Raw genomic sequence first — 25,408 nt, 5'->3', positions numbered from 1 at the left:
GTGGTGTCAGACAGTCACGCCGCCCGCCCGACCGGTCGACGGACCGCTGCCCGCAGCCGGGCCGGCCCGTTGCCGACCATCGCCCGAGCGGTGCCGAGCACGGCGGCCAGGACCGCGGCGGTGGCGGTCTGCTTGTGCGTCACGGCCCACAGTGCCAGCGACCGCCGACGTGCCTGGTCGTCGAAGGCGCCGTGCGCGCCATGATCGACCTCGGCATCGGCCGGGGCGTCCACGTTGTCCCGCCAGCGGGCCCGGTCGATGACCTCGTCGGTCTGTTGGGAGTCGAAGCCGACCTGCCGGATCGCAAGTAGCCGGTCGAGCAGCCCGGGGGCGATGACGTCGGCGAGCCGAGCCCGTAGGGTGGGGCCACCGACGTTGACCTCCCGCTTGCCGTTGTCGGCGGCCCAGCAGATCGCCGCCGCGGCCACCTCGGGTTGGAAGATCGGCGGTACCGGTTGCGGGTGTCGGGGCAGGTGGGTGCGCACCCAGGAGAACTGCGGCGTGTTCACCGCCGGCAGCTGAACCATCGACAGCTTGATCTCGGGGCTGGCCTGGAGCAACTCGGCCCGTAGCGAGTCGTTGAATCCCTGGATGGCGTGCTTGCTGGCGCAGTACGCCGACTGCAGCGGGATGCCTCGGTACGCCAGCGCCGACCCGACCTGCACGATCGTGCCGATTCCGGCCGGGCGCATCTGCCGCAGCGCAGCCAGCGTGCCGTGCACCGTGCCGAGGTAGTTGACCTCGGTGACCCGTCGGAACTCGTCGGCGCTGATCTCCCAGGTCGGGGCGAAGACCGACACCATCGCGTTGTTGATCCACACGTCCAGGCCGCCGTTGCGTCGGTGCAGGTCGTCGGCGGCCTCGTCGACCGCTGCGGCGTCGGCGACGTCCACCTGGTACGTGGCCACCGCCTCGGCGCCCAGCTCACGGCACTGTGCGGCGGCTGCGGCCAGGCCGGCCGCTCCTCGGGCGAGCAACCCGAGCCGGGCGCCGCGGCGCGCGTACCGCTGGGCGGTGGCGCGTCCGATGCCGGCGCTCGCGCCAGTGATCATCACGGTCTGACTCATCCCGTTCACCTCCCTGCGGGTGCCGTCCGGCACCCGTCCACTGACCTGCCCAGGCAGGGCCTGCCCTGACCGGGCACTGTTGCCGTGGACCCGTCCGTCGGGCCCAGGCTGTGGCGTGCCGGCGTCACCCGACGGTCTGCCGGGTGGCGATGTCGGACAGCCGGCGCAGCGTCTCCCGGTTGCGGTGGTGCAGGACCAGATCGTCGAGCTTCGTACGGATCCAACGCAGCGGCCCTCCGGTGAACGACTCGGCGATGGTGACCCGGGTGCCGTTGCCCGGGGTCGGTGCGAGCCGGAACACGATCGTCGCCTCGCCGAGCGGCCACAGCCCGGCCCGTAACGTCAGTTCGTCACCCGGCTGGCAGGAGATCACCGTGGAGGTGTCGGACAACGACAGCGGCCAGGGACCGGCCGTGTGGTGCAGCCGGGCCCCGGACTGCGGCCAGTGCTCGTCGACGTCGCGGATGTGCACGGTGCCGACCACCCAGTCGCTGTACGACCAGCCGTTCGCCAGCACGGCGAACACCTGGTCCGGCGGGGCGGGGATCACCCGCTGCACGACAGCCACGATCAGCCGGGTACCCCGCGGGCGGCACGCTAACCCGGCCACCGGCGAAATGGTGCGGACCGGACGAACGCCGTGGTTGGTTTACTCGCCCCGCACCCGGGAAACGGAGCCAGGTGCGAAGCGAACTGATCAGTCGGGGCTGCGGGCTGTTCGACGCGGTGCTCTTCGACCGTGACGGGACGCTCGTGCACGACGTGCCGTACAACGGCGACCCGGACCTGGTCCGCCCGGTACGCGGTGCCCGCGCCGCGCTTGACCGGCTCCGCGCCGCCGGTCTGCGGCTCGGTGTCGTCACCAACCAGTCCGGCCTGGCCCGCGGCCACTTCACCGCGCACGACATGCGTCGGGTGCACGACCGGATCGAGGAACTCCTCGGCCCGTTCGACACCTGGCAGATCTGCCCGCACGATGACGGCGACGGCTGCCGGTGCCGCAAACCGGCACCGGGCATGGTCCTGGCCGCCGCCCGGGAACTGGGCACCACCGCCGGGCGGTGCGCCGTGGTCGGCGACATCGGCCGGGACATCGTCGCCGCCGGCGCCGCCGGCGCGACCGGAATTCTGGTACCCACCGCGACGACCCGACCGCAGGAGACGGCCGCCGCTCCCGCCGTCGCTGGTGACCTGGCCGGCGCCGCCGATCTCATCCTGCGTCGGCACCGGGCGACCGCCCCCGGCGGACCCGGCCCGCGCGGCGGCCGGGTCCTGGTCGTGCGCTCCGACTCGGTCGGCGACGTACTGGTCACCGGGCCGGCGATCCGCGCCGTGGCGGCCGGGGCAGACGAGGTGGTCATGCTCTGCGGTCCGCGGGGCCGGGCCGCCGCCGAACTGCTGCCCGGTGTCGGCGAGCTGATCGAGTGGCCGCTGCCGTGGATCGACCCGGATCCCGGTCCGGTGGACCCGGCCGACCTGACCCGGTTGACGAACCGGCTCGCCGAGGTCGGCGCCGACGAGGCGATCATCTTCACCTCCTTCCACCAGTCGCCGCTGCCGCTGGCGCTGCTCCTGCGGCAGGCCGGGGTGGACCGGATCGCGGCGATCAGTGACGACTACCCCGGCTCGCTGCTCGACGTGCGCCACCGGGTGCCGCCGGGCGTACCGGAGCCGGAACGGGCGTTGTCGCTGGCCGCCGCCGCCGGGTTCGCGCTGCCCGGCGACGACGAACCGGTGCTGCGGCTACGCCCGGGCTGTCTGCGGCCGGCCGCCGGGCCCGCACCACAGGAGCCCGGCTCGGGTGTGCGTCACCGGATGCCGGAGCCGGACCGGGCCGGACCACCGGGCTATGTCGTCGTGCACCCGGGATCCTCCGTCGAGTCCCGCGCCTGCCCGCCGGAGCGGTGTGCCGCGTTCGTCGACGCGCTGCACGCCGCCGGGCACCGGGTGGTGGTCACCGGCGGACCCGGGGAGCAGGCGTTGAGCCGCCGGGTGGCCGGTCGGTCCGGTGTCGACCTCGGTGGTCAGACCTCGCTGGCCCGGCTCGCCGCGATCATCGCGCAGGCCGGCGCGCTGGTCGTCGGCAACAGCGGGCCCGCGCACCTCGCGGCGGCGGTCGGCACCCCGGTGGTCAGTCTGTTCGCGCCGACGGTGCCGTTCGGCCAGTGGGGCCCCTACCGGGTGCCCTGGGTCCGGCTCGGCGACCCGGTCGCCGGCTGCCGCAACACCCGGGCCGCCCGGTGCCCGGTGCCCGGCCATCCGTGTCTGTCGACGGTCTCCCCGGACAGCGTCGTCGAGGCCGTCGAACTGATCTGCGGGACGGCCGGATGAACATCTTCCTTTGGCACGTCCACGGATCGTGGACCACCGCGTTCGTCCACGGCAAGCACCACTACCTGGTGCCGGTCACCCCGGACCGGGGGCCGTACGGGCTGGGCCGGGCGCGCACCTACCCGTGGCCGGACGGCGTCACCGAGATCCGCCCCGGGCAGCTCGCCGCCGCCGAGGTCGACCTGGTGATCCTGCAACGCCCCGAGGAGCTCGATCTGGCCACCAGCTGGCTCGGCCGTACCGTTGGCCGGGACGTGCCGGTGGTCTACGTGGAGCACAACACGCCAAAGGGTGACGTGCCGACCAGCCGGCATCCGATGGCCGACCGTGACGACCTCACCGTGGTCCACGTCACCCACTTCAACGACCTGTTCTGGGACACCGGCGGCACCCGGACCCGGGTGATCGAGCATGGCATCGTCGCCCCGGCCGCCCGCTACAGCGGCGAACTCGACCGGCTCGCTGTGGTCACCAATGAGCCGGTACGCCGCCGACGGGTCACCGGCACCGACCTGATGCCCCGGTTCGCCGGGGTCGCCCCGCTGGACGTGTACGGGATGGGAGTCGCCGGGTTGCCCGAGGTTCTCGGCGGGCTGGCCGCCGGGCAGTTGGCCGTCCACGACGACGTGCCGCAGTCGGCGATGCACGCCGAGGTGGCCCGCCGCCGCGCGTACCTGCACCTGTGCCGGTGGACCTCACTCGGCCTGAGCCTGATCGAGGCGATGGCGATGGGTATGCCGGTGGTCGTTCTCGGCACCACCGAGGCGGTCGCCGCGGTACCGCCGTCGGCCGGGGTGCTCGCCACCCGAGTGCAGACCCTGGTCGACGCCGCCCAGTGGCTGATCGACGAGCCGGACGCGGCCCGCCGGCTCGGCGACGGCGCGCGGCGCGCGGCGCAGGACCGATACGGACTGGACCGGTTCCTCGCGGACTGGGACGAGCTGCTGGAGGAGGCGCTATGCGCATCGCGATGATCTCGGAGCACGCCAGCCCGCTCGCCGCGCTCGGCGGGGTGGACGCCGGCGGCCAGAACACGCACGTCGCGGAGCTGTCCACCGCGCTCGCCGCCGACGGCCACGAGGTCCGGGTGTTCACCCGCCGGGACGCTGTGGACCTGCCGGAACTGGTGCAGTTGGACAACGGGGTTGCGGTGGTGCACGTGCCGGCCGGCCCGGCCGAGCACATCGCCAAGGACGACCTGCTGCCGCACATGGCGCCGTTCAGCCGGTGGCTGGCCGGACAGTGGAGCCACGACTGGACCCCGGCGGTCGCGCACGCGCACTTCTGGATGAGCGGCCTCGCCGCCGTGCACGCCGGCCGGCTGACCGGGGTGCCGGTGGTGCAGACCTACCATGCGCTGGGCACGGTCAAGCGTCGCCACCAGGGCGCGATGGACACCAGTCCGCCCCGCCGCATCGGCTACGAGCGGGCGTTGGGCCGCAGCGTCGACCGGGTGGTTGCGCAGTCCCAGGACGAGGTCGCCGAGCTGATCAGGATGGGGGTGCCCCGGGGCCGGCTCTCGGTGGTGCCGTCCGGCGTCGACGAGCAGACCTTCGCCCCCGACGGACCGGCCGTGCCGCGCGACGAGGGCCGGCTGCGGGTGCTGACCGTTGGCCGGCTGGTCGCCCGCAAGGGTTTCCAGGACGTCGTACGGGCCATGCAACTCGTACCGAACGCGGAGTGCGTCGTCGTGGGTGGTCCGCCGGCCGCCGAGTTGGACACCGACCCGCAGGCCCGGCAGCTGCGCCAGCTGGCCGAGTCGTGCGGGGTGGGTGACCGGGTCCGGCTGGTCGGCGGGGTGCCTCGGGAACGGATGCCGTCCTGGTACCGGTCGGCCGACGTGCTGGTCGCCGCCCCGTGGTACGAGCCGTTCGGGCTCACCCCGTTGGAGGCGATGGCCTGCGGCGTGCCGGTGGTCGGCACCGCCGTGGGCGGGCTGACCGACACCGTCGTCGACGGCCTCACCGGCGATCTGGTGCCGCCCCGGGATCCACGGGCGCTCGGTATGGCACTGCGCCGGTTGCTCAACGACCGGGTCCGGCGGTTCGCCTACGCCACCGCCGCGCTGGACCGGGCGCGGCAGTGCTATTCGTGGCAGCGCGCCGCGGCGCAGCTGACCGCGATCTACGGCACGGTCAGCGGGGTGCGGCAGCCGAGCCGGGTGGTGGCCTGAGATGCCCGACGTGAACTCGCTCATCGACACCCACCTCGCCGGGCTGGCTGAGGCGCTGTTGCCGTACCGCCAGGTGGCCACCCGGCTGGGTCGCTGGGGTGCCGAGCTGGCCTGGACGCTCGGTCACGGTGGCCGGCTGCTGATCGCCGGCAACGGCGGTAGCGCCGCCGAGGCCCAGCACCTCGCCGCCGAGCTGGTCGGCAAGCTGCGTGACGACCGGACGCCGCTGTCAGCGATCGCGTTGACCGCCGAAACCTCCTCGCTCACCGCGATCAGCAACGACTTCGGCTTCGACGAGGTCTTCGCCCGGCAGGTACGGGCCCACGGCCGCCCCGGCGACATCCTGCTGCTGCTGTCCACGAGTGGACGGAGCGGCAACCTGCTCGCCGCGGCCCGGGCTGGCCGTGACGTCGGGCTGCGCTGCTGGGCGTGCACCGGTCCGGTGCCGAACCCGCTGGCCGAGGCGTGCGCCGAGGTGCTGGCGGTGCCGGCGGCCGATCCGCAGGTGGTGCAGGAGCTGCATCTGGTTACCGCGCACCTGCTGTGCGGCTACGTCGACCAGACACTGCCCGGCGTGCTCGGTCTCGCCGGCACGGTCGACGTCCCCGCCGGTGCGTCCCCGGCGCCCGCCGTGACGGCCGGTCTACCGGTGGACGTCCGCGGCGGTGTCCGGTGACCGCCGGCCCGATCGTGGTGGTCGGCGACACCCTGCTCGACCGGGACGTCGACGGTGCGGTGACCCGGGTCTGCCCGGACGCCGCCGCGCCGGTGCTCGACGAGCGGTACGTCACCGACCGGCCCGGTGGCGCCGGGCTGGCTGCGGCGCTCGCCGCCGGGCAGGGACACCCGGTCGTGCTGGTCAGCGCGCTCGCCGCCGACCCGGCCGGTTGTCGGCTCGCGGCGCTGCTCGCTGCGGCCGGCGTGGACCTGCATCCGCTGCCGTTGGGTGGCGCGACCGCCGAGAAGATCCGGCTGCGGACCCGGGGCCAGGTGCTGCTGCGGCTGGACCGGGGCGGGGACGGCCGGGTGCGCGGCGATCTGCCGCCGGCCACCGCCGAGGTGCTCGCGGCGGCTGCGGCGGTGGTGGTCAGCGACTACGGCCGGGGAGTGGCGCGGCTGCCGGGCCTGCGGGCGGCGCTGGCGGCGACCGGCGCACCGGTGGTGTGGGACCCGCACCCGCGCGGCCCGGCGGCGGTCGCCGGTGCCCGGCTGATCACCCCCAACGAGGCCGAGGTCCGCCAGTTGACCGGGCAGCCGGTCGGGGACACCCGGGTGGCCACTGCCGCACGGGGCGCCGACGAACTGCGGCGCCGCTGGCGGGCCGGGGCGGTCGCGGTGACGATGGGATGCGACGGCGCGCTGTTGTGCCACGCCGGGAGCGTGCCGCTGATGGTGCCGACGCCGATCAACACCGACGGGGACACCTGCGGCGCGGGGGACCGGTTCGCCACCGCCGCCGCGACGGCGCTGGCCGCCGGAGCCGTGGTGTCCGAGGCGGTCCAGGCGGCGGTCGCCGAGGCGTCCCGGTACGTCGCCGACGGCGGTACGGCCGGGCTGCGGCGGCTACTGGCCGGGTCCGACCAGGTCGCGGTGCCGGTGGAGACCGGGGCACTGGATGCGGCGTCTGCGGAGCAGGTCGGTCCGCGCGCCGCCGGGGCGTTGGCCGCCCGGGTACGGTCCGCCGGGGGCACCGTGGTGGCCACCGGCGGCTGCTTCGACCTGCTGCACGCCGGGCACGTGTCGGCGCTGCAGGCCGCCCGGCAGCTGGGTGACTGCCTGATCGTCTGCGTCAACTCCGACGCCAGCGTGGCCCGACTGAAGGGGCCGCAGCGGCCGGTGGTCGGCGAGCGTGACCGGGCCCGGCTGCTCGTGGCGTTGGGCTGCGTGGACGCGGTGGTCGTTTTCGATGAGGACACCCCGCACGCGGTGCTCAGCTGGCTGCGGCCGGACATCTGGGTCAAAGGTGGCGACTACGCCGGTGGCGGCACCGCCGAGCCGGACCTGCCTGAGGCCGAAGTGGTACGCCGGTGGGGCGGGCAGACGGCGATTGTGCCGTACCTCGACGGACGCTCCACCACCGGCATGATCGCCGCCGCCCGTGCCGGGCGGCCCGTTCCGTTGACCACCACTGTGGAGGACTCATCGTGACGAACCATCCCGGCAGCCCGGCGGTGCTGGTCACCGGCGGCGCGAGCGGTCTCGGGGCAGCCGTCGTCGACCTGCTGGCCAAGTCCGGCTACCGGCCGTGCGTCATCGACCGGCAGCCGCCGGCGGACGGGGTGCCCTGGCTCGACTGCGACCTGGCCGACACCCGGGCCGCCGAGGCCGCCACCCACCGGCTCGCCGAGCAGACCGGCGGGCTGAGCGCGGTGGTCACCGCGGCCGGGATGGACGTGCCGGGCCGTCTCGCCGACACCCCCGCGCAGGTGTGGGAACGGGTCGTCACGGTCGACCTGCTGGCCACCGCGGCGGTGATCCGGGCGGCGCTGCCCTGGCTGACCTCGGCCGGCGGTTCGGTGGTGACGATCGCCTCCACCCTGGGAGTGAAGGCGGTCGGTGACGCCACCGCATACTGCGCGGCCAAGTTCGGGGTGGTCGGGTTCACCCGGGCGTTGGCGGCCGAACTCGCCGGCACCGTCGGCGTCACCCTGCTGGTGCCCGGCGGGATGCGGACCGCCTTCTTCGGCGAGCGCGAGGCCCGGTACCGGCCGGCGGCCGACGCCGCGCTCAACGACCCCGGCAACGTGGCGGCGGCGGTGCTGTTCGCGCTGCAGCAGCCGGCCGGCTGCGCGGTGCGCGAAATGGTGATCTGCGCGGACCGGGAGACGTCCTACCCGTGATCCTGGTGCTGCGGGCCCTCGGCATCGGTGACCTGGCCACCGCCGTGCCGGCGCTGCGTGGGCTGCGGGCCGCCTACCCGGCCGAGACGATCGCCCTGGCCGCGCCGGCCTGGCTCGCCCCGCTGGCCGGCCTGACCGGCGCGGTGGACCGCCTGGTGCCGCTGTCCGGGCTGGACGCGGTGCCGCTGCTCGACACCGGCCCGGACTGGGCGGTCAACCTGCACGGCCGTGGCCCGCAGTCGCACCGGCTGCTCGCCACGACGCGGCCGGGCCGGTTGTGGGCGTACCGGTGTCCGGCGGCGGCGCACCACGACGGCCCACCGTGGCGCGACGACGAGCACGAGGTGGCGCGGTGGTGCCGACTGCTCACCTGGTACGGCGTCGACTGTGGCCCGACCGACCTGCTGCTGCCCCGTCCGGTACCGGACCGGGTGCCGGTCGGGGTGACCGTACTGCACCCCGGCGCGGCGGCGCCGCGCCGCCGGTGGCCGGTCGACCGGTTCGCCGAGCTGGCCGGTCGGCTGACCGCCGCCGGACACCGGGTGGTCGTGACCGGGTCGGCACCCGAGCGTCCGCTGGCTGAGGCGGTCGCCGCCGGTGCCGGGCTGCCCGGCACCGCGGTCTGCGCCGGGCGGATGGACCTGTACCAGTTCGCCGCCCTGCTGGCGCACGCCCGTCTGCTGGTCGCCGCCGACACCGGCGCGGGGCACCTGGCAACGGCCTTCGGCGTACCGTCGGTGCTGCTGTTCGGTCCCACGTCGCCGGCCCGCTGGGGCCCACCGGTGCACCGGACACGGCACCGGGTGGTCCACTACCCGCTGCTGTCCGCCGGGGTCGAGGAGCCGGCAGCCGTCCCCGCAGCTGCCGTCCCCGCAGCCGGCGACCCGCCGGCCGCCGACGGACCCGCCGATGGGCCGGCGGTCGACCGGCACCCGGCGATGGTCGCCATCTGTGTCGACGAGGTGCTCGCCGCGATCGGTGAGGTGGAACGCGATGCGGTTGCGGCGCAGTGACCCGCACCGGCCGGGATACCGGCGCCGTCGCCGGGGCCGGGGGACTGCCTTCCTCGATACCCGGGGCCAGCCGGTCACCGACCCGGCGGAGCTGAAGCGGCTTCGTGAGCTGGTGATCCCGCCCGCCTGGCGGGACGTGTGGATCTGTCCGCACCCGTCCGGTCACATTCAGGCCGTCGGCGTGGATGCGGCCGGCCGGCGGCAGTACCTCTACCACCCCCAGTGGCGGGTCCGTCGGGACGTCGCCAAGTTTCAGCACGTGCGGCGGGTTGCGGACCGGCTGCCCCGGCTGCGGAACCGGGTCGACGCCGATCTGCGTTGCCGGGGTCTGGGCCGGCAACGGGTGCTGGCCGCCCTGGTGCGCCTGCTGGATCTGGGGATGTTCCGGATCGGCAACGACCAGTACGCCGCCGGCGACGAGCCCACGTTCGGGGTGGCGACGCTGCGGCCCGGACACGCCCGGCTCGAGCGCGGTTGCGTGGTCCTCGAGTTCCCGGCCAAGGGCGGCGTCGCCCAGGTCCGGCGGATCGACGACGCGCAGGTGTGTGCCGTGCTGCGGGCACTGCGTCGTCGTCGGCACGACGGGCAGCGGCTGTTCTGCTACTGGGACGGGCGGCGCTGGCGGGACGTGCACAGCGACGAAATCAACGAGTACCTGCGTCAGGCCAGCGGCACCGAGATGACGGCAAAGGACTTCCGTACCTGGCATGCCACCGTGCTCGCCGCGACCCGGCTGGCGGCCGCCGGGGTACCGCGATCGGCGGCGGCCCGGCGGCGGACGGTGGCCGCGGTGATGCGGGAGGTCGCGGAGCTGCTCGGCAACACACCCACAGTCGCCCGCGCCTCCTACGTCGACCCCCGGGTGGTCGAGTCGTTCCACCGGGGGCGGGTGGCCCGGCTCGGCACCGGCGAGCCCAGCCGGCCGGCCGCCGAGCAGGCGGTCCGCCGACTGCTCCCGTCACGCTGAGTCGGTCCGGTCGGCGCTGTCCGTACCGCCGGCCGCCACCGGCTGCTCCTTGATGAACGTCGGGTGCAGGCTGACCGGTGCCGCCGCCTGTTTGCGCGACCGTAGCCGCAGGTTGAGGAACTCCACGAAGACGGAGAACGCGATCGGCCCGTACACGTACCCCTTGGGGAGGTGGTGGCCGAGCCCTTCGGCGATCAGGCTGCCACCGATCAGCAGCAGGAACGACAGGGCCAGCATCTTCACCGTCGGATGCTGGTTGACGAACCCGCTGACCGCCCCGGCCGACACCAGCATGATGACGATCGCGACCACCACGGCGGCGACCATGATGAACAGCTGGTCGACCATGCCCACCGCGGTGATCACCGAGTCGAGCGAGAACACCACGTCCAGCACCAGGATCTGGGCGATTACTCCGGCGAACGACGCGGTCTTACCGCTGCGCCCGTGGTCCGCGCCCTCCAGGTGCTCGTGGATCTCGTAGGTCGCTTTGACCAGCAGGAAACCCCCGCCGAGCAGCAGGATCAGGTCCCGGCCGGATATCTCCTGCCCGAACACCTCGAACAGCGGTGCGGTCAGCCCGATCACCCAGGACAACGAGGCGAGCAGCAGCAGCCGGGTGACCAGGGCCAGCGACAGCCCGATGGTGCGGGCCCTGGCCTGCTGGTGCTCGGGCAGCCGACCGGCGAGGATCGAGATGAACACGACGTTGTCGATGCCCAGCACGACTTCCAGCAGCAGCAGGGTCGCGAACGCGATCCACAACTCGGGGCTGGTCAGAAGCTCCATCGTTGCTCCCGGGAGAGGGGTGGCCACCGGGCCGGTGCGGCCCGCGGTTCCAGACCGTACTGGCGGTGGTCAACCGCCCGCACACCGGAGCCTCCCACTCAGTCGTTGAGTACGTGGGCGAGCCGGTCGCGGAACCGCCGCTCCGACTCGGTCACCGTCTCGCCGCCGATGCCCAGCATCCCGCCGGTGCTTGCGGCGCCGACCACCTGTTCGGCGATGCCGACCAGCCAGTGCTTGTACGCCCCGGCCTCGCCGTCATCCACCCGGTCGGCGAGCAGTCGGGCCGCCGTACCCGCCCGGGCCAGCACGTCGGCGATCAGCGCCCGGGGGTCGGCCGGTTCGATCACCGGCAGTTCCTCGCCGGTCTCCGGATCGCCGACCCGGCTGACCAGTTCCCCGGCGACCGCGGCGACCAGCGGGCTGGCCGACTCCCGCCCGGCGCTGATCGTCTCCAGCCCGGCGGCGTTCTCCGCCCGGGTCCGCCGTCCACCGTCGGACTCGGCCGCGCTGGCCGCGTTCAGCACCGCCTGCGGCAGCCCGACCAGCAGTCCCCATTCCTCGTCGGAGAACCCGAGTTCGGTGTACACCGGCAGTTCCGTCACGCTTTGCCCCTTTCAACCTGCTGCCCGCCGGACCGGTGTCCGACGGTGGCGATCCTCAGCGCTGCTCGGCGGCCAGCAGACCCTGGTCGCTGACCACCGGCACCGACAACGTCTTGTAGCCGACACCGTCGAAGAGGACCGTCATCCGGTCCTGTTCGTACCCGAGTACCAGGCCGGCCCCCCATTCCGCGTGTCGCACCATACTGTGCACCGGGAACGGGCCGGCGGCGCCGTCGTCGGCGGTGCTGGTCCCGGCGTGGCAACTGTCGCAATGGCCACAGACGTCCGCCACATGCTCCCCGAAGTAGGTGAGCAGCGCCCGGGTGCGGCAACCGGTCGCCTCGGCGAAGGCCCGCATCATGTCGGTACGGGAGCGCTGCACGGTCTGGCGACGTCCGGCCGCTGCCACCGCGGCGGCGGCGGCCCGCGTCGGGTCCGGCGCGTAGAACGGACGGACGGTCTGGGTGCCGGCGACGGTACGGGCCGCGCCCACCTCCTCCAACAGGGCGAGCAGTTGGCTCAGTTTGCGGGCACCGAGCCCGGTGCGGCGGCGCAGCTCGGCGCGGGTGGCCGGCTTGGTGTCCAGCACCTCGGCGACGTCGCGCAACTCGTCGTGGTCGGGCGGGCTGGTGGTGAAGTACCGCTGCAGACCGATGTCCTCGGCCCGCCACAACAGCAGCGCGCGGGCCGACCGGCCGTCCCGGCCGCCGCGCCCGATCTCCTGCAGATAGCTGTCGGGCGAGTCCGGCAGCGCGGTGTGCGCCACCCACCGTACGTCCGGTTTGTCGATGCCCATGCCGAACGCGGACGTCGCCACCATGACCGGCACCTGCCCGGCGAGGAACTCGCCGTGCAGCTGCTGCCGGGCGGTGGCCGACATACCGGCGTGGTAGCAGCGGGCCGGGTAGCCGGCGGCCGCGAGCTGACCGGCCAGGTCCGTCGCGGCCCGCCGGGTCGGCACGTAGACGATGCCGGGCGGCTGTTCGGCGTCGAGCAGGGCGACCAGCCGGCGCCACCGGTAGTCCTCGGTCGGGCAGTGGGCCACCTCAAGGAACAGGTTGCCCCGGTCCAGTCCGGCCACCACCAGGTGCGGGTCGGTGAGCCCGAGCCGGTGGACGATGTCGTCGCGGACCGGCGGCGAGGCGGTGGCGGTCAGCGCCACCACCGCAGGGCGGCCCAACTGCTCCACCAGGTGTCCGACGGCCAGGTAGTCGGGTCGGAAGTCGTGCCCCCAGGCCGAGACGCAGTGCGCCTCGTCGACCGCGACCAGCGCCGGGGACAACCGCCGTACCTCGGCCAGCCGGTCCGGGTCGCACAGCTGTTCCGGTGTGGTGAACAGGAACCGGGCCCGACCCGCACGAATGTCGTCGAGCGCCGCCCGTCGCTGGGCCGGGCTCTCCGCGGAGCTGATCCGGACCGCCCGCAGCTCGGCCTGGCCGCGTTGATTGAGTGCGGCGATCTGGTCCTGCTGCAACGAGAGCAGCGGAGAGATCACCACGGTCGGGCCGGCCAGCATGGTGGCCGGGATCTGGTACACGGCCGATTTCCCGGCGCCGGTGGGCAGCACCACCAGGGCGTCGCGGCCCTTCAGCAGGGCCCGCATCGCGCCGAGTTGACCGGGCCGCAACGCCGACCAGCCGAAGCGTTGGCGTGCCGCACGGCGCAGTCGGGGTGAATGCAGGGGCAGCTCCATCGGAAGTCGTGGTTACCCGGCGCGGACCACGGCCAAACGGGTCAGCCGCCCCGGTGACCGTCGGCCGACCCGGTCTCACCGTTTCCGCTCACCGCCCTTTGCCGAACATCGCCCGTAGCGCGGCGAGCAGGAGCAGGACACCGAGGACGGCACCGACCACCTGGACACCGGGGAGGTCCTGCCAGCTGGTCTCCTCGGCGGCGTACTGGATGAACGGAACCACTTACGCACTGTGCCACACCGGGGCCGCCCGGCGACAGACCGTGCCGTACGGCGGGACCGGCGTCGAGGCCGCAGCGCGGGTCCGGTTAATAGAAAGGTTTATTGACTAAAACTGTCCGTGATGTGAACATGAGCCGCATGGTCGATTCCAGTCCCAGTGTGCGGCGGATGGCGGTCACCGTGCTGCAGCCCGGGTTCATCGGCACCAGCGCACCGGACTGGGTGCGCCGGTGGGTGGCCGACGGGTTGGGTGCCGTGGTGCTGTTCGCCCGGAACGTCCGCGACCCCGAACAGGTCGCCGCGCTCACCGCCGCGCTGCGCGCCGAACGGCCGGACGTGCTGGTCGCCATCGACGAGGAAGCGGGTGACGTGACCCGGATCGAATCCGGACACGGCAGCTCCCGACCCGGCAACCTGGCCCTCGGTGCGGTCGACGACCCGGAACTGACCCGGCGGGTCGCCCACGATCTCGGTCTGGAGCTGGCCGGCGCGGGAGTCACCGTCAACTACGCCCCAGTTGCCGACGTCAACTCCAATCCGGACAACCCGGTAATCGGGGTACGCGCGTTCGGCGACGATCCGCACCTGGTGGCCCGGCACACGGCCGCCTGGATCCGCGGGCTGCAGGACGCCGGAGTCGCCGCCTGCGCCAAACACTTCCCCGGACACGGCGACACCAACGTGGACTCGCACGCCGCCGTACCGCGCATCGACGCCGACCGGATCCGGCTGGACGCGGTGGAGCTGACCCCGTTCCGGGCCGCCATCGCCGCCGGCACCCGGACGATCATGACCGGACACCTGCTCGTTCCGGCGATCGACCCGGTCAACCTGGCCACCCTCAGCCGTGCGGTCCTGGTCGACCTGCTGCGGGACCGGCTCGGGTTCACCGGCGCGGTGATCACCGACGGAATCGAGATGCGGGCGGTGACCCGGCGCTTCGGACTGGCCGGCGCGACCGTCCGGGCGCTCGCCGCCGGCGTTGACGCCGTCTGCGTGGGCGGCGAACACGCCGACGAGGAGACTGTCCGGCGACTGACCGACGGGATCGTCGACGCGGTCGTCACCGGACAGTTGCCAACCCAGCGGCTGGCCGAGGCGGCGGAGCGGATCCGGCAACTGGCGGAGTGGTCGGTGCGGTACCACCGACGACCGGACGGCAACGGACCCGAACCGGGTGGCAACAGACCCGTACCGGGCGGCAGCAGGTCCGCCACGCTGGCGTCCGCCGGCCCGTCGACCGGTCCGGTGCGGTCCGCCGTCGGGCTCGCCGCAGCCCGGCGCGCGCTGCGGATCCGGACCGCGACCCGGCTGCCGCTGACCCGACCCGCGTACGTGGTGGAGTTCGTGCCGCCGCACAACATCGCCACCGGGGCCGAGACCCCGTGGGGTATCGGCCAGGCCCTGGCCACGCTGCGGCCCGGGACGCTCACCGTTCGACTGACCGAGCGGGATCTTGACGCATCGGCGGGTCCGTCAACGGCAGCCGGCGTTCCTGGTCGACCGGTTGAGCCGCTGGACACCGCGCTGCTCGCCGCCCGTCACCACGCCCTCGTGCTGGTGGTCCGCGACCTGCACCGGCATCGGTGGATGTCGGTGGCGGTCGATCGCGCGCTCGCCGTCCGACCCGACGCCGTCGTGGTCGAGATGGGGGTACCGGTGCGGGTCGCCGGTGACGTCCACCTGTCGACCTACGGGGCGAGCTGGGCGAACAGCCGGGCCGCCGCCGAGCGGCTGGCCGGTTGGCAGACGCCGGTGGCCAGGACCGGCACCCCGGGTCCGACCGGGTCGGGTCCGACGGCATCAGGCCCGACGGTGCTGCCCGGCCCGACCGAGCCGGAGCCTACGGCGGACCGGTCAGCCGCTGATCCGCAGGATCCGGTCGTCGTCGCCGGTGGGTGAACCACGCCCGTCCCGATTCGAGGTGAGCACCCACAGGCTGCCGTCCGGCGCCACCGCCGCGTGCCGCAGCCGGCCGTACTCGCCACTGAGCAACGTCTCGGCGTCGGTGCCGTCCGGGGCTACCCGGTACAGCCGCTGGCCACGCAGACACGCCAGCCACAGCCGGCCCTGGTGGTGGGCGAGACCGCTGGGGGAGGCGTCCCGGGGGGCCCAGGTGGCCACCGGATCGATGAACTCCGCCCGGTCGGCCACCCCCTCGACTTCCGGCCAGCCGTAGTTGCCGCCGGGCTCGATCCGGTTCAGTTCGTCGTGCCGGTTCTGCCCGAACTCACTGGCGTACAGCTGCCCGGCCGGATCCCAGGCCAGGCCCTGCACGTTGCGGTGGCCGAAACTGAACACCGGTGATCCCGCAAGCGGGTTGTCCGCCGGGACGGTGCCGTCCGGCCGCACCCGAAGAATCTTGCCGGCCAGCCCGGTTGGGTCCTGCGCGGCTCCCCGCTCGCCGGCGTCACCGGTGCCGACGTACAGCATCCCGTCCGGACCGAAAGCGATCCGGCCGCCGTTGTGGGTGGGCGCCCGGGGAATCCCGGTCAGCACCGGCTCAGGGGGCGTCGTCGGGCCGTCGGGCCCGAGCCGGAACCGAACGACCCGGTTGTCACCGGCTCCCGTGTAGTAGAGGTAGACCCAGCCGTCGGCGGCGTACTGCGGGGACACCGCCACGCCGAGCAGGCCGCCCTCCCCGTCCGGGACGACCTCGTCGACCCGGGTGATCTCCCGGGTGCTGCCCTGCGCGTCCACGGTCAGCAACCGGGCGGTGTCCCGCTCCGTCACCAGTGCGGTACCGTCCGGGAGGAACGCGAGGTCCCACGGCGCGGCGAGTCCGGTCGCGACGACGTCGACGTCGGCCGACGCCTCGGGCGCGTCGGAGATCGTCGGGTCGCTGAACCAGCCGAGCCAGCCGCCCGTCGCCACCACCGTGGCGGCCAGCACGAGCACGCCGACCACCGCGACCGCCGTACGCGCCGTGCCGGGCCAGCGCCGCTCAGTCACCGGCGACCAGCCCTGCGAACTCCGGATGCCGGTCGATGTACGCGGCGATGAACGAGCACTGAGGAACCACCCGTTCGCCCCGGTCGCGGAGCTCGCTGAGCAGGCCGTGGGCGAGGGCGTCACCGGCACCCCGCCCCCGGTACGCGGGATCGATCTCGGTGTGCGTCACGGTCACCGCCGCCGGGCCCGGCCGGTAGCTGGCGAACCCGGCCAGGCCGTCGTCGATCAGGATCTCAAACCGGTTCCGCGCCGGGTTGTCCTCCACCAGCACTGTCACGGTCGGACACCTCCTCAGTCAGGGGCCGACATGGTCAAGGCCGACTCATCGGCAGGCCGGCACGGCTTCGAGCCTAACCGTCGGCCCGCCGGCGGGCGCGGCGGCAGGGCGGCGGCGGGCCAATGCTCCGGGGCACCGTCACGAGCGCCAAGTACGCTTGTCCGGTGACCACCGCACCCCTGCTGTCATCGGCTTCCCGCGTCTCCCGATCCACCAGATCCGGCCGGCGGGTCGGCGCCATCTCCCGCGCCGCCGGTCTGTCCGCCGGGTTGCTGTTCGGCGCGGCGCTGCTCGCCGGTTGCAGCTCCGAGGGCGCCAGCACTGACTGTGGGCTGGACGCCTGCACGGTGACTTTCTCCCGAGGAATCGAGGCCAGCGCCAGTTTTCTCGGCGTCGAGGCCCGGTTGATCGGGGCCGAGGGCGACCGGGTCACTGTCGAGGTAGCCGGCGAGCAGGTCACCCTGACCGTCGGCGAGCAGGCCACCGAGGTCGGCGGATTCGACGTGAGTCTCGAGCGGGTGACCGACTCGCAGGTGGCGATCCGGGTCGCCCGGCAGCTGGGCTGACCACCGGTCGGGCACGTTTGGCGGTGGCGCTGACCGGTCATATGGAGCGCCATGCCGAACACCAGGGATGCGCAGCGCACCGCTCATCAGGTTGGTAACAGTCGATCGTTGGAGCTGCTCGCCAGAGCCGGTTTCCTCGGGTACGGCCTGGTCCACCTGCTGGTGGCCTGGCTGGCGTTGCAGATCGCCTTCGGCCGCCCGGCCGCTGACGGGGACCAGTCCGGCGCGTTGCGTACCCTCGCCGCGCAGCCGCTCGGCGGGGTGCTGCTGATCGCCGTCGCGGTCGGGTTGGCCGCAATGGCGGTGTGGCAGGGCATCGAGGCCGCCGTGGGGCACCGTACCGAGCGGGGCAACAAGCGGACGTTCGAGCGGGTCCTGTCGGTCGGTCGGACCGTGGTCTACCTGTCCTTCGCCTGGACCGCCATCCAGGTGTTCCGTGACGCCAACGCCGACACCGCCAACCAGCAGCAGGTGCTGAGCGAACGGGTGATGTCCGCTCCCGGCGGTCGGTGGCTGGTCGGGTTCGTCGGCGTGGTGGTGGTCGGCATCGGTGTCGGAATGGTCGTCAACGGCGTCACCCGGCGGTTCGCCGAGCAGCTGCGGACCGGGGCGATGAGTGCCCGGGTGCGGGCGGTCGTCTGTCGGCTGGGTACGGCCGGCTACGTTGCCAAGGGCATCGCCTACGGCACCGCCGGGGCACTGGTGGTGACTGCTGCCGTCCAGTTCGACCCGGAGCAGGCCCGGGGCCTGGACGCAGCCCTGCACACCCTGCGCGAGCAGGCGTTCGGGTCTGTCCTGTTGGTACTGGTGGCGGCCGGCTTCGCGGCCTTCGGCGTCTACTGCTTCGCTCAGTCCCACTACCGCAAGGTGTGACATACCGCCCATGGCAGGACCCGCCTTCGCCCGGCATCATTGACGTTTTGTCACTGTTGATGGCGATGTGAAGGAGGACTATTTCGTGCATCCGGTTGTCTGGACGGTGCTCGTCACGGTCGCGGCGGCGCTGCTCGCGGTGACCGTGGCGGCGATCGGTCACCGGGTCGTCCGGCGTCTCGGCCGACGTTCCGTACTGCTCGCCGAGGTCTCGACCCACGCGCACCGGGCGACGCTGGTGGCCGCGACCGTGACGGCCATTCAGCTCGCGCTCCGTTGCTCGACCGGTTACGCGGTCGGTGAGCCGTGGCGGCGTACCACCTTGCACCTGCTGGTCCTCGCGATGATCGCGGCGTGTGCCTGGCTGGTCGGGGCGCTGCTGCTGGCCATGGAGGACACCACGCTGGCCCGGTTCCGCACCGACGTGCCGGACAACCGGCACGCCCGCCGGCTGCACACCCAGGTGGTGATGCTGCGCCGGGTCACCATCGCGGTGATCGTCATCCTCACCGTCGGGGTGATGCTGATGACCTTCCCGGCCGTACGCGGTGTCGGCGCGAGCCTGCTCGCCTCCGCCGGAGTGATCGGTGTGGTCGGCGCGCTGGCCGCGCAGAGCCTGCTGAGCAACGTCATCGCCGGCCTGCAGCTGGCCTTCAGCGACGCGGTGCGCATCGACGACGTCGTGGTGGTCGAGGGCGAGTGGGGCCGGATCGAGGAGTTGACGCTCAGCTACGTGGTGGTGCACATCTGGGACCACCGGCGGCTGATCCTGCCCACCTCGTACTTCACCACCACGCCGTTCCAGAACTGGACCCGGACCAGGGCCGCGGTGCTCGGCACCGCCGAGTTTGACCTGGACTGGTCGGTCCCCGTCCAGGTTATGCGCGAGGAACTGCGCCGACTGGTGGAGGGAACTGACCTGTGGGACGGCCGGGTGTGTGTACTGCAGGTGACCGAGGCGACCGGCGGCACGATCCGCCTGCGGGCACTGGTCAGCGCCGCTGACTCGCCGAGTCTGTGGGATCTGCGGTGCCAGGTCCGCGAACACCTGGTCAGTTGGGTCCGCGAACACCGACCGACCGCGCTGCCCCGGTGGCGGGCCGAGGTCGGCGACGGGGACAGTTTGCTGGACTGGCTGGACGTGCGGCGCCGGTCGGTCACCGGCGGGCAGCGCAACGGCCGTCACCCGGTCGCGCCCGTCATGACCACCGCTGCCGGCGGGCACGAGGTGCCCGACGACGCCCGGCTGTTCGGCGGTGACGCCGAGGGCGACGCCCGTGCCTCGGTCTTCGTCGGCCCGGAGGAACCCGCCGTTGCTGATCGCCGCCAGCAGGATTGATCGAGCTCCGGGCCGGGCATACAGCGGAGAACAGCGGGAAAGGAGGCAGCATGGCCGACACTTTGCACCGGCCGCCCGCCGAGCGGTCCACCGCAGAACTCGTACAACAGGCCGGTGAGCAGATATCGCGACTGGTACGCGACGAGATCGCGCTCGCCCGTGCCGAACTGACCGAAAAAGGCAAGCACGCCGGACTTGGTATCGGGCTGTTCGGCGGTGGCGGGGTCGTCGCGCTCTACGGACTCGGTGTGCTGATCGCCGCCGGCGTACTGCTGCTCGCCCAGGCCTGGCCGCCGTGGCTGGCTGCCCTGGCCGTCGCGGTGCTGCTGTTCCTGGTCGCGGGCGCGCTGGCACTTGCCGGGCGACGGCAGGTCCGTCAGGCGGCGCCACCGGTGCCGACGGTGGCGGCGGACAGCGTACGGGCGGATGTGACGGTGGTCGGCGCGGCGATGAAACGGGGGCGACAGTCGTGACGTCGCACAACGGCAGGTCCGGTGACGGCACCGGCGATCTCGACCTGCTCCGGGCCGAGATCCGGCAGACCCGGGCCGAACTGGGCCAGACGGTGCAGGCGCTGGCCGCTAAGACCGACGTGAAGAGCCGGTTGCGGCTGGGGGCCGACCGGGCCCGGCTGCGGCTGCGAGATTCGGCCCGTCAGGCGGCGGCCACGGCGGGCCGGCCCGACCGGCGTACCGTCGCGGTCCCGGCCCTGGTGGTGGCCGGCACGGTGGTGACGGTGGTACTGGTGTGGTTGACGAGGAGAGGGAGACGCGGGTGAGCAAACCAGTCAACAAGTTGGCCTACCGGCCGGTCGGACTGGTGCTCGGCCTGGCGGCGGGTGCCCTGGCCGGGGCGATATTCCGGCAGGTCTGGAAGCTCGCCGCAGGCGACGACGAGGCACCCAATGCCATCGACGAGGAGCGTGGTTGGGGCGAGGTGCTGGCCGCGGCCGCGCTGCAGGGGGCGATCTTCTCAGTCGTCCGGGCCGCTGTGGACCGCGGCGGTGCAACCGGGGTGCGCCGGCTCACCGGCCGTTGGCCGTCGTGAGCGCCGTCGCAGCTGGTCAGGCATGCGATGGCCCGGCCGGACCGGGCCCGGGTGACGACCAGATTCGGGCACGCCACGAGGGCGTGAACGGCGTCTCAGGTCACATGTCGGAGACGTTCGTCAGGTAGGCTGTGCGAAGTTTTTGCGTACGTGGTTTGCTGTCCACGCTGTTGCGAGACAGCGTGGGTTGAGAGAAGTCCTCCTTCACCGGGGGCCACCTCAGGCGCCGCTGCTCGAAAACGGCCAACCGGCCGCACGGCGTGCTTGGCCGCCAGTTTCAGAAGGAGATACACATGGCGCAGGGAACCGTGAAGTGGTTCAACGCAGACAAGGGCTTCGGCTTCATCACCGTCGACGGCGGGGGTGCTGACGTGTTCGTCCACTTCTCGGCCATCCAGACCAGCGGCTACCGCACGCTGGAGGAGAACCAGCGGGTCGAGTTCGAGATCGCCCAGGGCCAGAAGGGTCCGCAGGCCGAGCAGGTCCGCCCGATCTGACCTCGGTCGCCGGTGCCGTCCGGCGTCCGGGCTGGCACCGACCCGCGAAGGTCGTGACGAGGGCCCCGTTGTTCCGGCCGGAACAACGGGGCCCTCGCTCGTGCGCGACTGGGCCGCGGCTCGTGCGCAGCGCCGGGCGGCGGGTCACCACCGGTGGTGCACCTGCGGCCGGATCAGGTCGTCGTAGACCTCCCGCACCGTCCGCTGGGCGGCGTCGTCCAGCGGGGTGAGCGCTGCGGCCGCCGCGTTCCCCTGCGCCTGGGCGGGATTGCGGGCACCGGGGATCGCAACCGTCACCCCGGGCTGGTCCAGGATCCAGCGCAGCGCGAACTGGGCCATGGTGGCCTGCGGTGGTACCAGTGGGGCGAGCCGACGCACGGCGGCCAACCCGGTGTGGAAATCGACCCCGGAGAACGTCTCACCGACGTCGAATGCCGAGCCGTCCCGATTGAAGGTGCGGTGGTCGTCGTCGGCGAACCGGGTGTTCTCGTCGTACCGGCCGGAGAGCAGGCCACTGGCCAGCGGCACCCGGGCGATGATCCCGACCCCGGCGGCGGCAGCGGCCGGCAGCACCCGCTCCAGCGGCTTGAGCCGCAACGCGTTGAGGATGATCTGCACGCTGGCCACGCCCGGCCGGGCGATCGCGGCCAGTGCCTCGTCGACCGTCTCCACGCTCACGCCGTACGCGGCGATCCGCTGCTCGGCGACGAGGGAGTCCAGTGCGTCGTAGACCGCGTCGGTGCGCAGCACCTCGGTCGGCGGGCAGTGCAGCTGGACCAGGTCGAGGCGGTCCACCCCGAGGTTCGCCCGGGACCGGTCGGTCCAGGCCCGGAAGTTGTCCAGCACGTACGCCGACGGCTCCTGTGCCACCCGGCGCCCCATCTTGGTGGCGACGAACAGATCGTCGCCGGCCAACTCCCGCAGAAACCGGCCGATGATCCGTTCGCTGCGGCCGTCGCCGTACACGTCGGCGGTGTCCAGGAAGGTGGTGCCGGCCTCGACGGCGGCGGTGATTGTCGCCGCCGCCTCGTCCTCAGTGACCGTCCCCCAGTCGGCGCCGAGCTGCCAGGCACCCAGACCGATCGCCCCTACCGTGCGGCCGAGCCGCGGAAACGTACGCTTGTCCACCTGGCGAGCCTAGACGACCGCCCGAACGGTACGCTCGGCGCAGCCGGGCCCCCGCCGGGGATGTCCGTTTCCCTGAGGAGGTCGAACGCCACGGTGAGCCAGCAACCGTCGTCTCCGCCCACGCTGTCGGAGGCTCCGCCAGTACTGTCGGACTTCATCGCCGGGCTGCCGAAGGTCGAGTTGCACGTGCACCACGTCGGGTCGGCGTCGCCGCGGATCGTCGCCGAGCTGGCCCAGCGGCACGAGGGGCGGTCCCCGGTCCCCGCCGACGAGGCCGCGTTGGCCGACTACTTCGTGTTCCGCGACTTCGCCCACTTCGTCGAGATCTACCTGAGTGTGGTCGATCTGATTCGCGACGACGAGGACGTCTGGGTGCTCACCCACGAGGTGGCCCGCGAGTTGGCCGCCCAGCAGGTCCGGTACGCCGAACTGACGGTGACGCCGTACTCGCACGTGCGGCGCGGCATTCCCGCGCCCGCGTTCTGCGCGGCGATCGAGGACGCCCGGCGACGGGCCCGCGCCGACTTCGGCATCGAGCTGCGCTGGTGTTTCGACATACCGGGGGAGGCGGGGCTGCCGGCGGCGGAGGAGACGCTGCGGATCTGCCTCGACGAGGCCCCGGACGGTTTGATCAGTTTCGGTCTGGGTGGGCCGGAGATCGGCGTCCCCCGGCCCCAGTTCAAGCCGTACTTCGACCAGGCCCGGGCGGCTGGGCTGCATTCGGTGCCGCACGCCGGCGAGACCACCGGGCCGGAGACGGTATGGGACGCGCTGCGCGAGCTGGGCGCCGAACGGATTGGCCACGGCACGTCCAGCTTGCGGGACCCGGATCTGGTGGCGTTCCTGGCGGAGCGGCGGATTCCGCTGGAGGTGTGCCCGACGTCGAACCTGCGCACCGGTGCGGTGCCGCAACTGTCCGCGCACCCGCTCGCCGACATGGTCGCTGCCGGCCTGCTGGTGACGATCAACTCCGACGACCCACCAATGTTCGGCACCAGCCTCAACCAGGAGTACGTGGTGGCCGCGTCCCTGCTGCAGGCCGGCCCGCAGCAACTCGCCGGCCTGGCCCGCGACGCGGTGACCGCCTCGTTCCTGCCCGCCACCGAGCAGCGGCGGCTGCGGGACGAGATCGACGGCTACCTAGCGTCGGCCGGCTGAGCTGCCGCCTGCGCCGGGCTATCTACTGGCGCAGGTCGCGTAGCTCGGGTCCTGCCAGCAGGCGAGGACCACGACCACCAGCGCGGCGATCATCGCCACCCAGCGCAGCACCTGCCGCGCGGTGATCGGCGTGGCTCCGTCCTCGTCGACGGTGGGTGACCCAGCTGGTGGTGCCCCGACGGCGTGTGTAACCGGCGGTGGCTCAGCGGCCGGCGGTGGCGCAGCGGCTGACGGTGACACGTCGACCTGCCTCTATCCAGGGTGGGCGCGCGGCGGGACACCGGTGTTGGGGACCGGGCCCCGCCGCGCGCAAGCGTCCCTGGACCGGGGATTCGGGACGGTACTGCGGGTGAGTCGTCCAGGAACGCCGATGGGTTCGGAGCAGATGATGCCATCCGGCGCGGGGCGCGCGGAACGACGTTAACCCAGACCTAAGGAATACTTGTGCCGGCAAAGACCCGGCCGTGACCTGCCGGTCAGCGCGGCGTCGGCCGGCGACGGGTGCGGCCCCGCTCCCGGTCGCGTTCCCGGGCCAGCCGGCCGACCAGCCCGAACCGGCTTACCGGGCGGGGCGGGGCGGCCTCGGCATCGGCGAGCAGCATCACCACGCTCGCCCCACCGAGCCGGGCCCGGTCCAGGCTGACCGACCCGTTCGCTTGCAACGCCACCCGGCGGGCGATGTCCAGGCCGAGTCCGGTGGAGCCCTGGTCGCTGGCCCCGCGCCGTAGCGCCCGGTCCGGGTTGGCGATGCCCGGCCCGGCGTCGTCGACCCGGATCGCTACGTACCCGTCCCGGCGGGACACCGCCACCTCGAACGCGGTGCCCTGCGGCGTGTACCGGAACACGTTGCCGAGCACCGCGTCGAGCGCGGCCGCCAGCTCGGCCCGAGGCACCGGCACCGGGGTCCGCAGCTGCGCGCCGATCACGTCGTACGGCCGGTTCTGGTCGCCGGCCAACGCCGACCAGAAGACCATCCGGTCGCGGACCACCTCGGCGACGTCGCAGCTGCCCTGGCCGACCTCCTGGGTGACCGTCTTGCGGGTCGTGTTGATCAGAACGTCGACCTCGCCCTCCAGGGTGACGATCGCCTGACGGATCCGGCGGATCGTTCGCCGCCGGTCCAGCTCGGCCTCGCTGAACGAGCCGACGCTGGTGTCGTCGGAGTCGAGCGCGTCTGCGTCCAGCCGCAGCACGGTCAGCGGGGTGCGTAGCCGGTGGGACAGGTCGGCGACGAGTTCACGTTCGTCGGTCCGGGAGGTGACCAGCCGGTCCGCCATCCGGTTGAACGCGTACCCGGCCTCGGCCAGCTCGCGTGGCCCGTCCGGCTGAATGCGCACCGCCAGATCCCCGTCACCGACCGCCATCGCCGCGGCGACCAGCCCTTTCGCCGCGGCGACGGCGCGCGCGGCGATCCGGTCCACGACGATGACCGAGCAGACGACCAAACCTGCGGCGATGCCGACCAGCAGCAGCCAGGTGCCGGCCGCACCCCGGTTGAGCTCGCCGTCGGCGACGAAGACCTCGACGACGGTGACCGCGTCACCGACCGTGACCGGCTCCAGGTGCAGCACCCCGCCGTCGGTCGCCACCACCGTCGGCCCGGTGTCGGCGGCGGCCTCGGTGACCTGCTGGCTGGTCGCGCGTACGGTGCCGGCCAGGTCGAGCCCGTGCACCACCGGCTGCCGGTCGGCGCTCTCGCCGAGACCGGCCACGGCCCGGCGGACCCCTTCCGGGTCGTTGCTGACCGCCAACGCGCCGCGCACCACCGCGGCACGCCGGGCCGCCTCGGCCAGTGCCTGCTCCCGGGTCTCCCGCTGCAGCTGCAGGCCGAGCGGGATCAGGAAGACCAACGCGATGATCGATGCCATGCCGGC

At 73.1% G+C, this 25,408-nt stretch carries 27 protein-coding genes and 1 pseudogene; 17 read left to right on the top strand and 11 right to left on the bottom strand.

The genetic code is table 11. The features are described from left to right. Window positions 1-14: 14 nt before the first annotated feature. Together ACFHWU_RS06715 and ACFHWU_RS06710 are read right to left on the bottom strand one after the other, a co-directional pair. Window positions 15-1,067, bottom strand: a complete 1,053-nt coding sequence (locus ACFHWU_RS06715) for an SDR family oxidoreductase (protein ID WP_416557101.1) — start codon at window positions 1,065-1,067, stop codon at window positions 15-17. 124 nt (window positions 1,068-1,191) lie between these two features. Beyond that, window positions 1,192-1,635: an SRPBCC family protein gene (locus ACFHWU_RS06710; RefSeq protein WP_416557102.1), complete on the bottom strand. Its 444-nt coding sequence runs from the start codon at window positions 1,633-1,635 to the stop codon at window positions 1,192-1,194. A 113-nt stretch (window positions 1,636-1,748) separates the two neighbouring features. On the opposite strand from ACFHWU_RS06710, the gene ACFHWU_RS06705 reads away from it, so the two are divergent. From ACFHWU_RS06705 to ACFHWU_RS06670, 8 genes are read left to right on the top strand one after another with little or no spacing between them, the layout of a single operon-like run. Then, the gene (locus ACFHWU_RS06705; protein ID WP_416557103.1) at window positions 1,749-3,398 is read left to right on the top strand and encodes an HAD-IIIA family hydrolase; all 1,650 of its coding nucleotides are present in this window, start codon (window positions 1,749-1,751) and stop codon (window positions 3,396-3,398) included. Next, a complete protein-coding gene (locus ACFHWU_RS06700; RefSeq protein ID WP_416557104.1) occupies window positions 3,395-4,372 on the top strand; it encodes a glycosyltransferase in 978 nt (325 codons plus the stop codon). Before ACFHWU_RS06705 ends, ACFHWU_RS06700 begins: the two co-directional genes overlap by 4 nt. After that, on the top strand, window positions 4,357-5,571 hold the full coding sequence (locus ACFHWU_RS06695) for a glycosyltransferase (protein ID WP_416590083.1): 1,215 nt from the start codon (window positions 4,357-4,359) through the stop codon (window positions 5,569-5,571). Before ACFHWU_RS06700 ends, ACFHWU_RS06695 begins: the two co-directional genes overlap by 16 nt. 1 nt (window position 5,572) lies before the next feature. Beyond that, the gene (locus tag ACFHWU_RS06690; RefSeq protein WP_416557106.1) at window positions 5,573-6,247 is read left to right on the top strand and encodes a D-sedoheptulose-7-phosphate isomerase; all 675 of its coding nucleotides are present in this window, start codon (window positions 5,573-5,575) and stop codon (window positions 6,245-6,247) included. A 14-nt stretch (window positions 6,248-6,261) separates the two neighbouring features. After that, the gene (locus ACFHWU_RS06685) at window positions 6,262-7,719 is read left to right on the top strand and encodes a PfkB family carbohydrate kinase (protein WP_416590097.1); all 1,458 of its coding nucleotides are present in this window, start codon (window positions 6,262-6,264) and stop codon (window positions 7,717-7,719) included. After that, window positions 7,716-8,411 (top strand): SDR family oxidoreductase, encoded by a 696-nt coding sequence (locus ACFHWU_RS06680; RefSeq protein WP_416590082.1) that lies wholly within the window; start codon window positions 7,716-7,718, stop codon window positions 8,409-8,411. The genes ACFHWU_RS06685 and ACFHWU_RS06680 overlap by 4 nt, the downstream gene beginning before the upstream one ends. After that, on the top strand, window positions 8,408-9,424 hold the full coding sequence (locus ACFHWU_RS06675) for a glycosyltransferase family 9 protein (protein WP_416590081.1): 1,017 nt from the start codon (window positions 8,408-8,410) through the stop codon (window positions 9,422-9,424). Before ACFHWU_RS06680 ends, ACFHWU_RS06675 begins: the two co-directional genes overlap by 4 nt. Beyond that, complete coding sequence (locus ACFHWU_RS06670) at window positions 9,405-10,391, top strand: DNA topoisomerase IB (RefSeq protein ID WP_416590080.1); 987 nt, start codon at window positions 9,405-9,407, stop codon at window positions 10,389-10,391. The genes ACFHWU_RS06675 and ACFHWU_RS06670 overlap by 20 nt, the downstream gene beginning before the upstream one ends. On the opposite strand, the gene ACFHWU_RS06665 is transcribed toward ACFHWU_RS06670, so the two are convergent. The 4 genes from ACFHWU_RS06665 to ACFHWU_RS06650 form a co-directional block, all read right to left on the bottom strand. Then, on the bottom strand, window positions 10,383-11,180 hold the full coding sequence (locus tag ACFHWU_RS06665; protein WP_416557110.1) for a TerC family protein: 798 nt from the start codon (window positions 11,178-11,180) through the stop codon (window positions 10,383-10,385). The genes ACFHWU_RS06670 and ACFHWU_RS06665 overlap by 9 nt on opposite strands. 98 nt (window positions 11,181-11,278) lie before the next feature. Next, a complete protein-coding gene (locus ACFHWU_RS06660; protein WP_416557111.1) occupies window positions 11,279-11,782 on the bottom strand; it encodes a hypothetical protein in 504 nt (167 codons plus the stop codon). 55 nt (window positions 11,783-11,837) lie between these two features. Further along, a complete protein-coding gene (locus ACFHWU_RS06655) occupies window positions 11,838-13,475 on the bottom strand; it encodes a RecQ family ATP-dependent DNA helicase (protein WP_416590079.1) in 1,638 nt (545 codons plus the stop codon). 88 nt (window positions 13,476-13,563) lie between these two features. Continuing rightward, entirely contained in the window at window positions 13,564-13,698 is a 135-nt protein-coding gene (locus ACFHWU_RS06650) for a hypothetical protein (RefSeq protein ID WP_416590078.1), read from the bottom strand. A 137-nt stretch (window positions 13,699-13,835) separates the two neighbouring features. Here ACFHWU_RS06650 and ACFHWU_RS06645 point away from each other — a divergent pair. Beyond that, a pseudogene (locus ACFHWU_RS06645) lies at window positions 13,836-15,200 on the top strand (glycoside hydrolase family 3 protein); the annotation flags it as partial. 354 nt (window positions 15,201-15,554) lie between these two features. Here the strand turns inward: ACFHWU_RS06645 and ACFHWU_RS06640 are convergent. Together ACFHWU_RS06640 and ACFHWU_RS06635 are read right to left on the bottom strand one after the other, a co-directional pair. Continuing rightward, window positions 15,555-16,649, bottom strand: a complete 1,095-nt coding sequence (locus ACFHWU_RS06640; protein ID WP_416590077.1) for a PQQ-dependent sugar dehydrogenase — start codon at window positions 16,647-16,649, stop codon at window positions 15,555-15,557. After that, window positions 16,642-16,926, bottom strand: coding sequence for a GNAT family N-acetyltransferase (locus ACFHWU_RS06635; protein ID WP_416557114.1), 285 nt, complete (start codon window positions 16,924-16,926; stop codon window positions 16,642-16,644). The genes ACFHWU_RS06640 and ACFHWU_RS06635 overlap by 8 nt, the downstream gene beginning before the upstream one ends. 239 nt (window positions 16,927-17,165) lie before the next feature. Here ACFHWU_RS06635 and ACFHWU_RS06630 point away from each other — a divergent pair, with 239 nt between their 5' ends. The 7 genes from ACFHWU_RS06630 to ACFHWU_RS06600 all read left to right on the top strand — a co-directional run bounded on the left by ACFHWU_RS06630 (window position 17,166) and on the right by ACFHWU_RS06600 (window position 21,248). Beyond that, window positions 17,166-17,492 carry a hypothetical protein gene (locus tag ACFHWU_RS06630; RefSeq protein ID WP_416557137.1) on the top strand — a complete coding sequence of 109 codons (327 nt, stop codon included), beginning with the start codon at window positions 17,166-17,168 and terminating at the stop codon, window positions 17,490-17,492. A 51-nt stretch (window positions 17,493-17,543) separates the two neighbouring features. Further along, window positions 17,544-18,365 carry a DUF1206 domain-containing protein gene (locus ACFHWU_RS06625; RefSeq protein WP_416590076.1) on the top strand — a complete coding sequence of 274 codons (822 nt, stop codon included), beginning with the start codon at window positions 17,544-17,546 and terminating at the stop codon, window positions 18,363-18,365. A gap of 85 nt (window positions 18,366-18,450) precedes the next feature. After that, a complete protein-coding gene (locus ACFHWU_RS06620) occupies window positions 18,451-19,704 on the top strand; it encodes a mechanosensitive ion channel family protein (RefSeq protein WP_416557116.1) in 1,254 nt (417 codons plus the stop codon). A 50-nt stretch (window positions 19,705-19,754) separates the two neighbouring features. Continuing rightward, window positions 19,755-20,177, top strand: coding sequence for a phage holin family protein (locus ACFHWU_RS06615; protein ID WP_416557117.1), 423 nt, complete (start codon window positions 19,755-19,757; stop codon window positions 20,175-20,177). Further along, window positions 20,174-20,482 carry a DUF3618 domain-containing protein gene (locus ACFHWU_RS06610; protein WP_416557118.1) on the top strand — a complete coding sequence of 103 codons (309 nt, stop codon included), beginning with the start codon at window positions 20,174-20,176 and terminating at the stop codon, window positions 20,480-20,482. Before ACFHWU_RS06615 ends, ACFHWU_RS06610 begins: the two co-directional genes overlap by 4 nt. Next, window positions 20,479-20,751: a DUF4235 domain-containing protein gene (locus ACFHWU_RS06605; RefSeq protein WP_123601092.1), complete on the top strand. Its 273-nt coding sequence runs from the start codon at window positions 20,479-20,481 to the stop codon at window positions 20,749-20,751. The genes ACFHWU_RS06610 and ACFHWU_RS06605 overlap by 4 nt, the downstream gene beginning before the upstream one ends. Window positions 20,752-21,044: 293 nt before the next feature. Continuing rightward, window positions 21,045-21,248: a cold-shock protein gene (locus ACFHWU_RS06600; RefSeq protein ID WP_007075740.1), complete on the top strand. Its 204-nt coding sequence runs from the start codon at window positions 21,045-21,047 to the stop codon at window positions 21,246-21,248. Window positions 21,249-21,392: 144 nt separating this feature from the next. Here ACFHWU_RS06600 and ACFHWU_RS06595 read toward each other — a convergent pair whose 3' ends face one another. Further along, window positions 21,393-22,376, bottom strand: coding sequence for an aldo/keto reductase (locus ACFHWU_RS06595; protein WP_416557119.1), 984 nt, complete (start codon window positions 22,374-22,376; stop codon window positions 21,393-21,395). Between the two features lie 144 nt (window positions 22,377-22,520). On the opposite strand from ACFHWU_RS06595, the gene ACFHWU_RS06590 reads away from it, so the two are divergent. Further along, a complete protein-coding gene (locus tag ACFHWU_RS06590) occupies window positions 22,521-23,534 on the top strand; it encodes an adenosine deaminase (protein WP_416557138.1) in 1,014 nt (337 codons plus the stop codon). A gap of 18 nt (window positions 23,535-23,552) precedes the next feature. On the opposite strand, the gene ACFHWU_RS06585 is transcribed toward ACFHWU_RS06590, so the two are convergent. Beyond that, window positions 23,553-23,774 carry a hypothetical protein gene (locus ACFHWU_RS06585; RefSeq protein ID WP_416557120.1) on the bottom strand — a complete coding sequence of 74 codons (222 nt, stop codon included), beginning with the start codon at window positions 23,772-23,774 and terminating at the stop codon, window positions 23,553-23,555. Window positions 23,775-24,010: 236 nt separating this feature from the next. Next, complete coding sequence (locus ACFHWU_RS06580; protein ID WP_416557121.1) at window positions 24,011-25,402, bottom strand: HAMP domain-containing sensor histidine kinase; 1,392 nt, start codon at window positions 25,400-25,402, stop codon at window positions 24,011-24,013. Window positions 25,403-25,408: the final 6 nt, after the last annotated feature.

The sequence above is a fragment of the Micromonospora sp. LOL_015 genome (genome assembly GCF_048060275.1).
Lineage (GTDB): Bacteria > Actinomycetota > Actinomycetes > Mycobacteriales > Micromonosporaceae > Micromonospora_E.
This window is presented reverse-complemented; position numbering and strand designations above follow the sequence as displayed.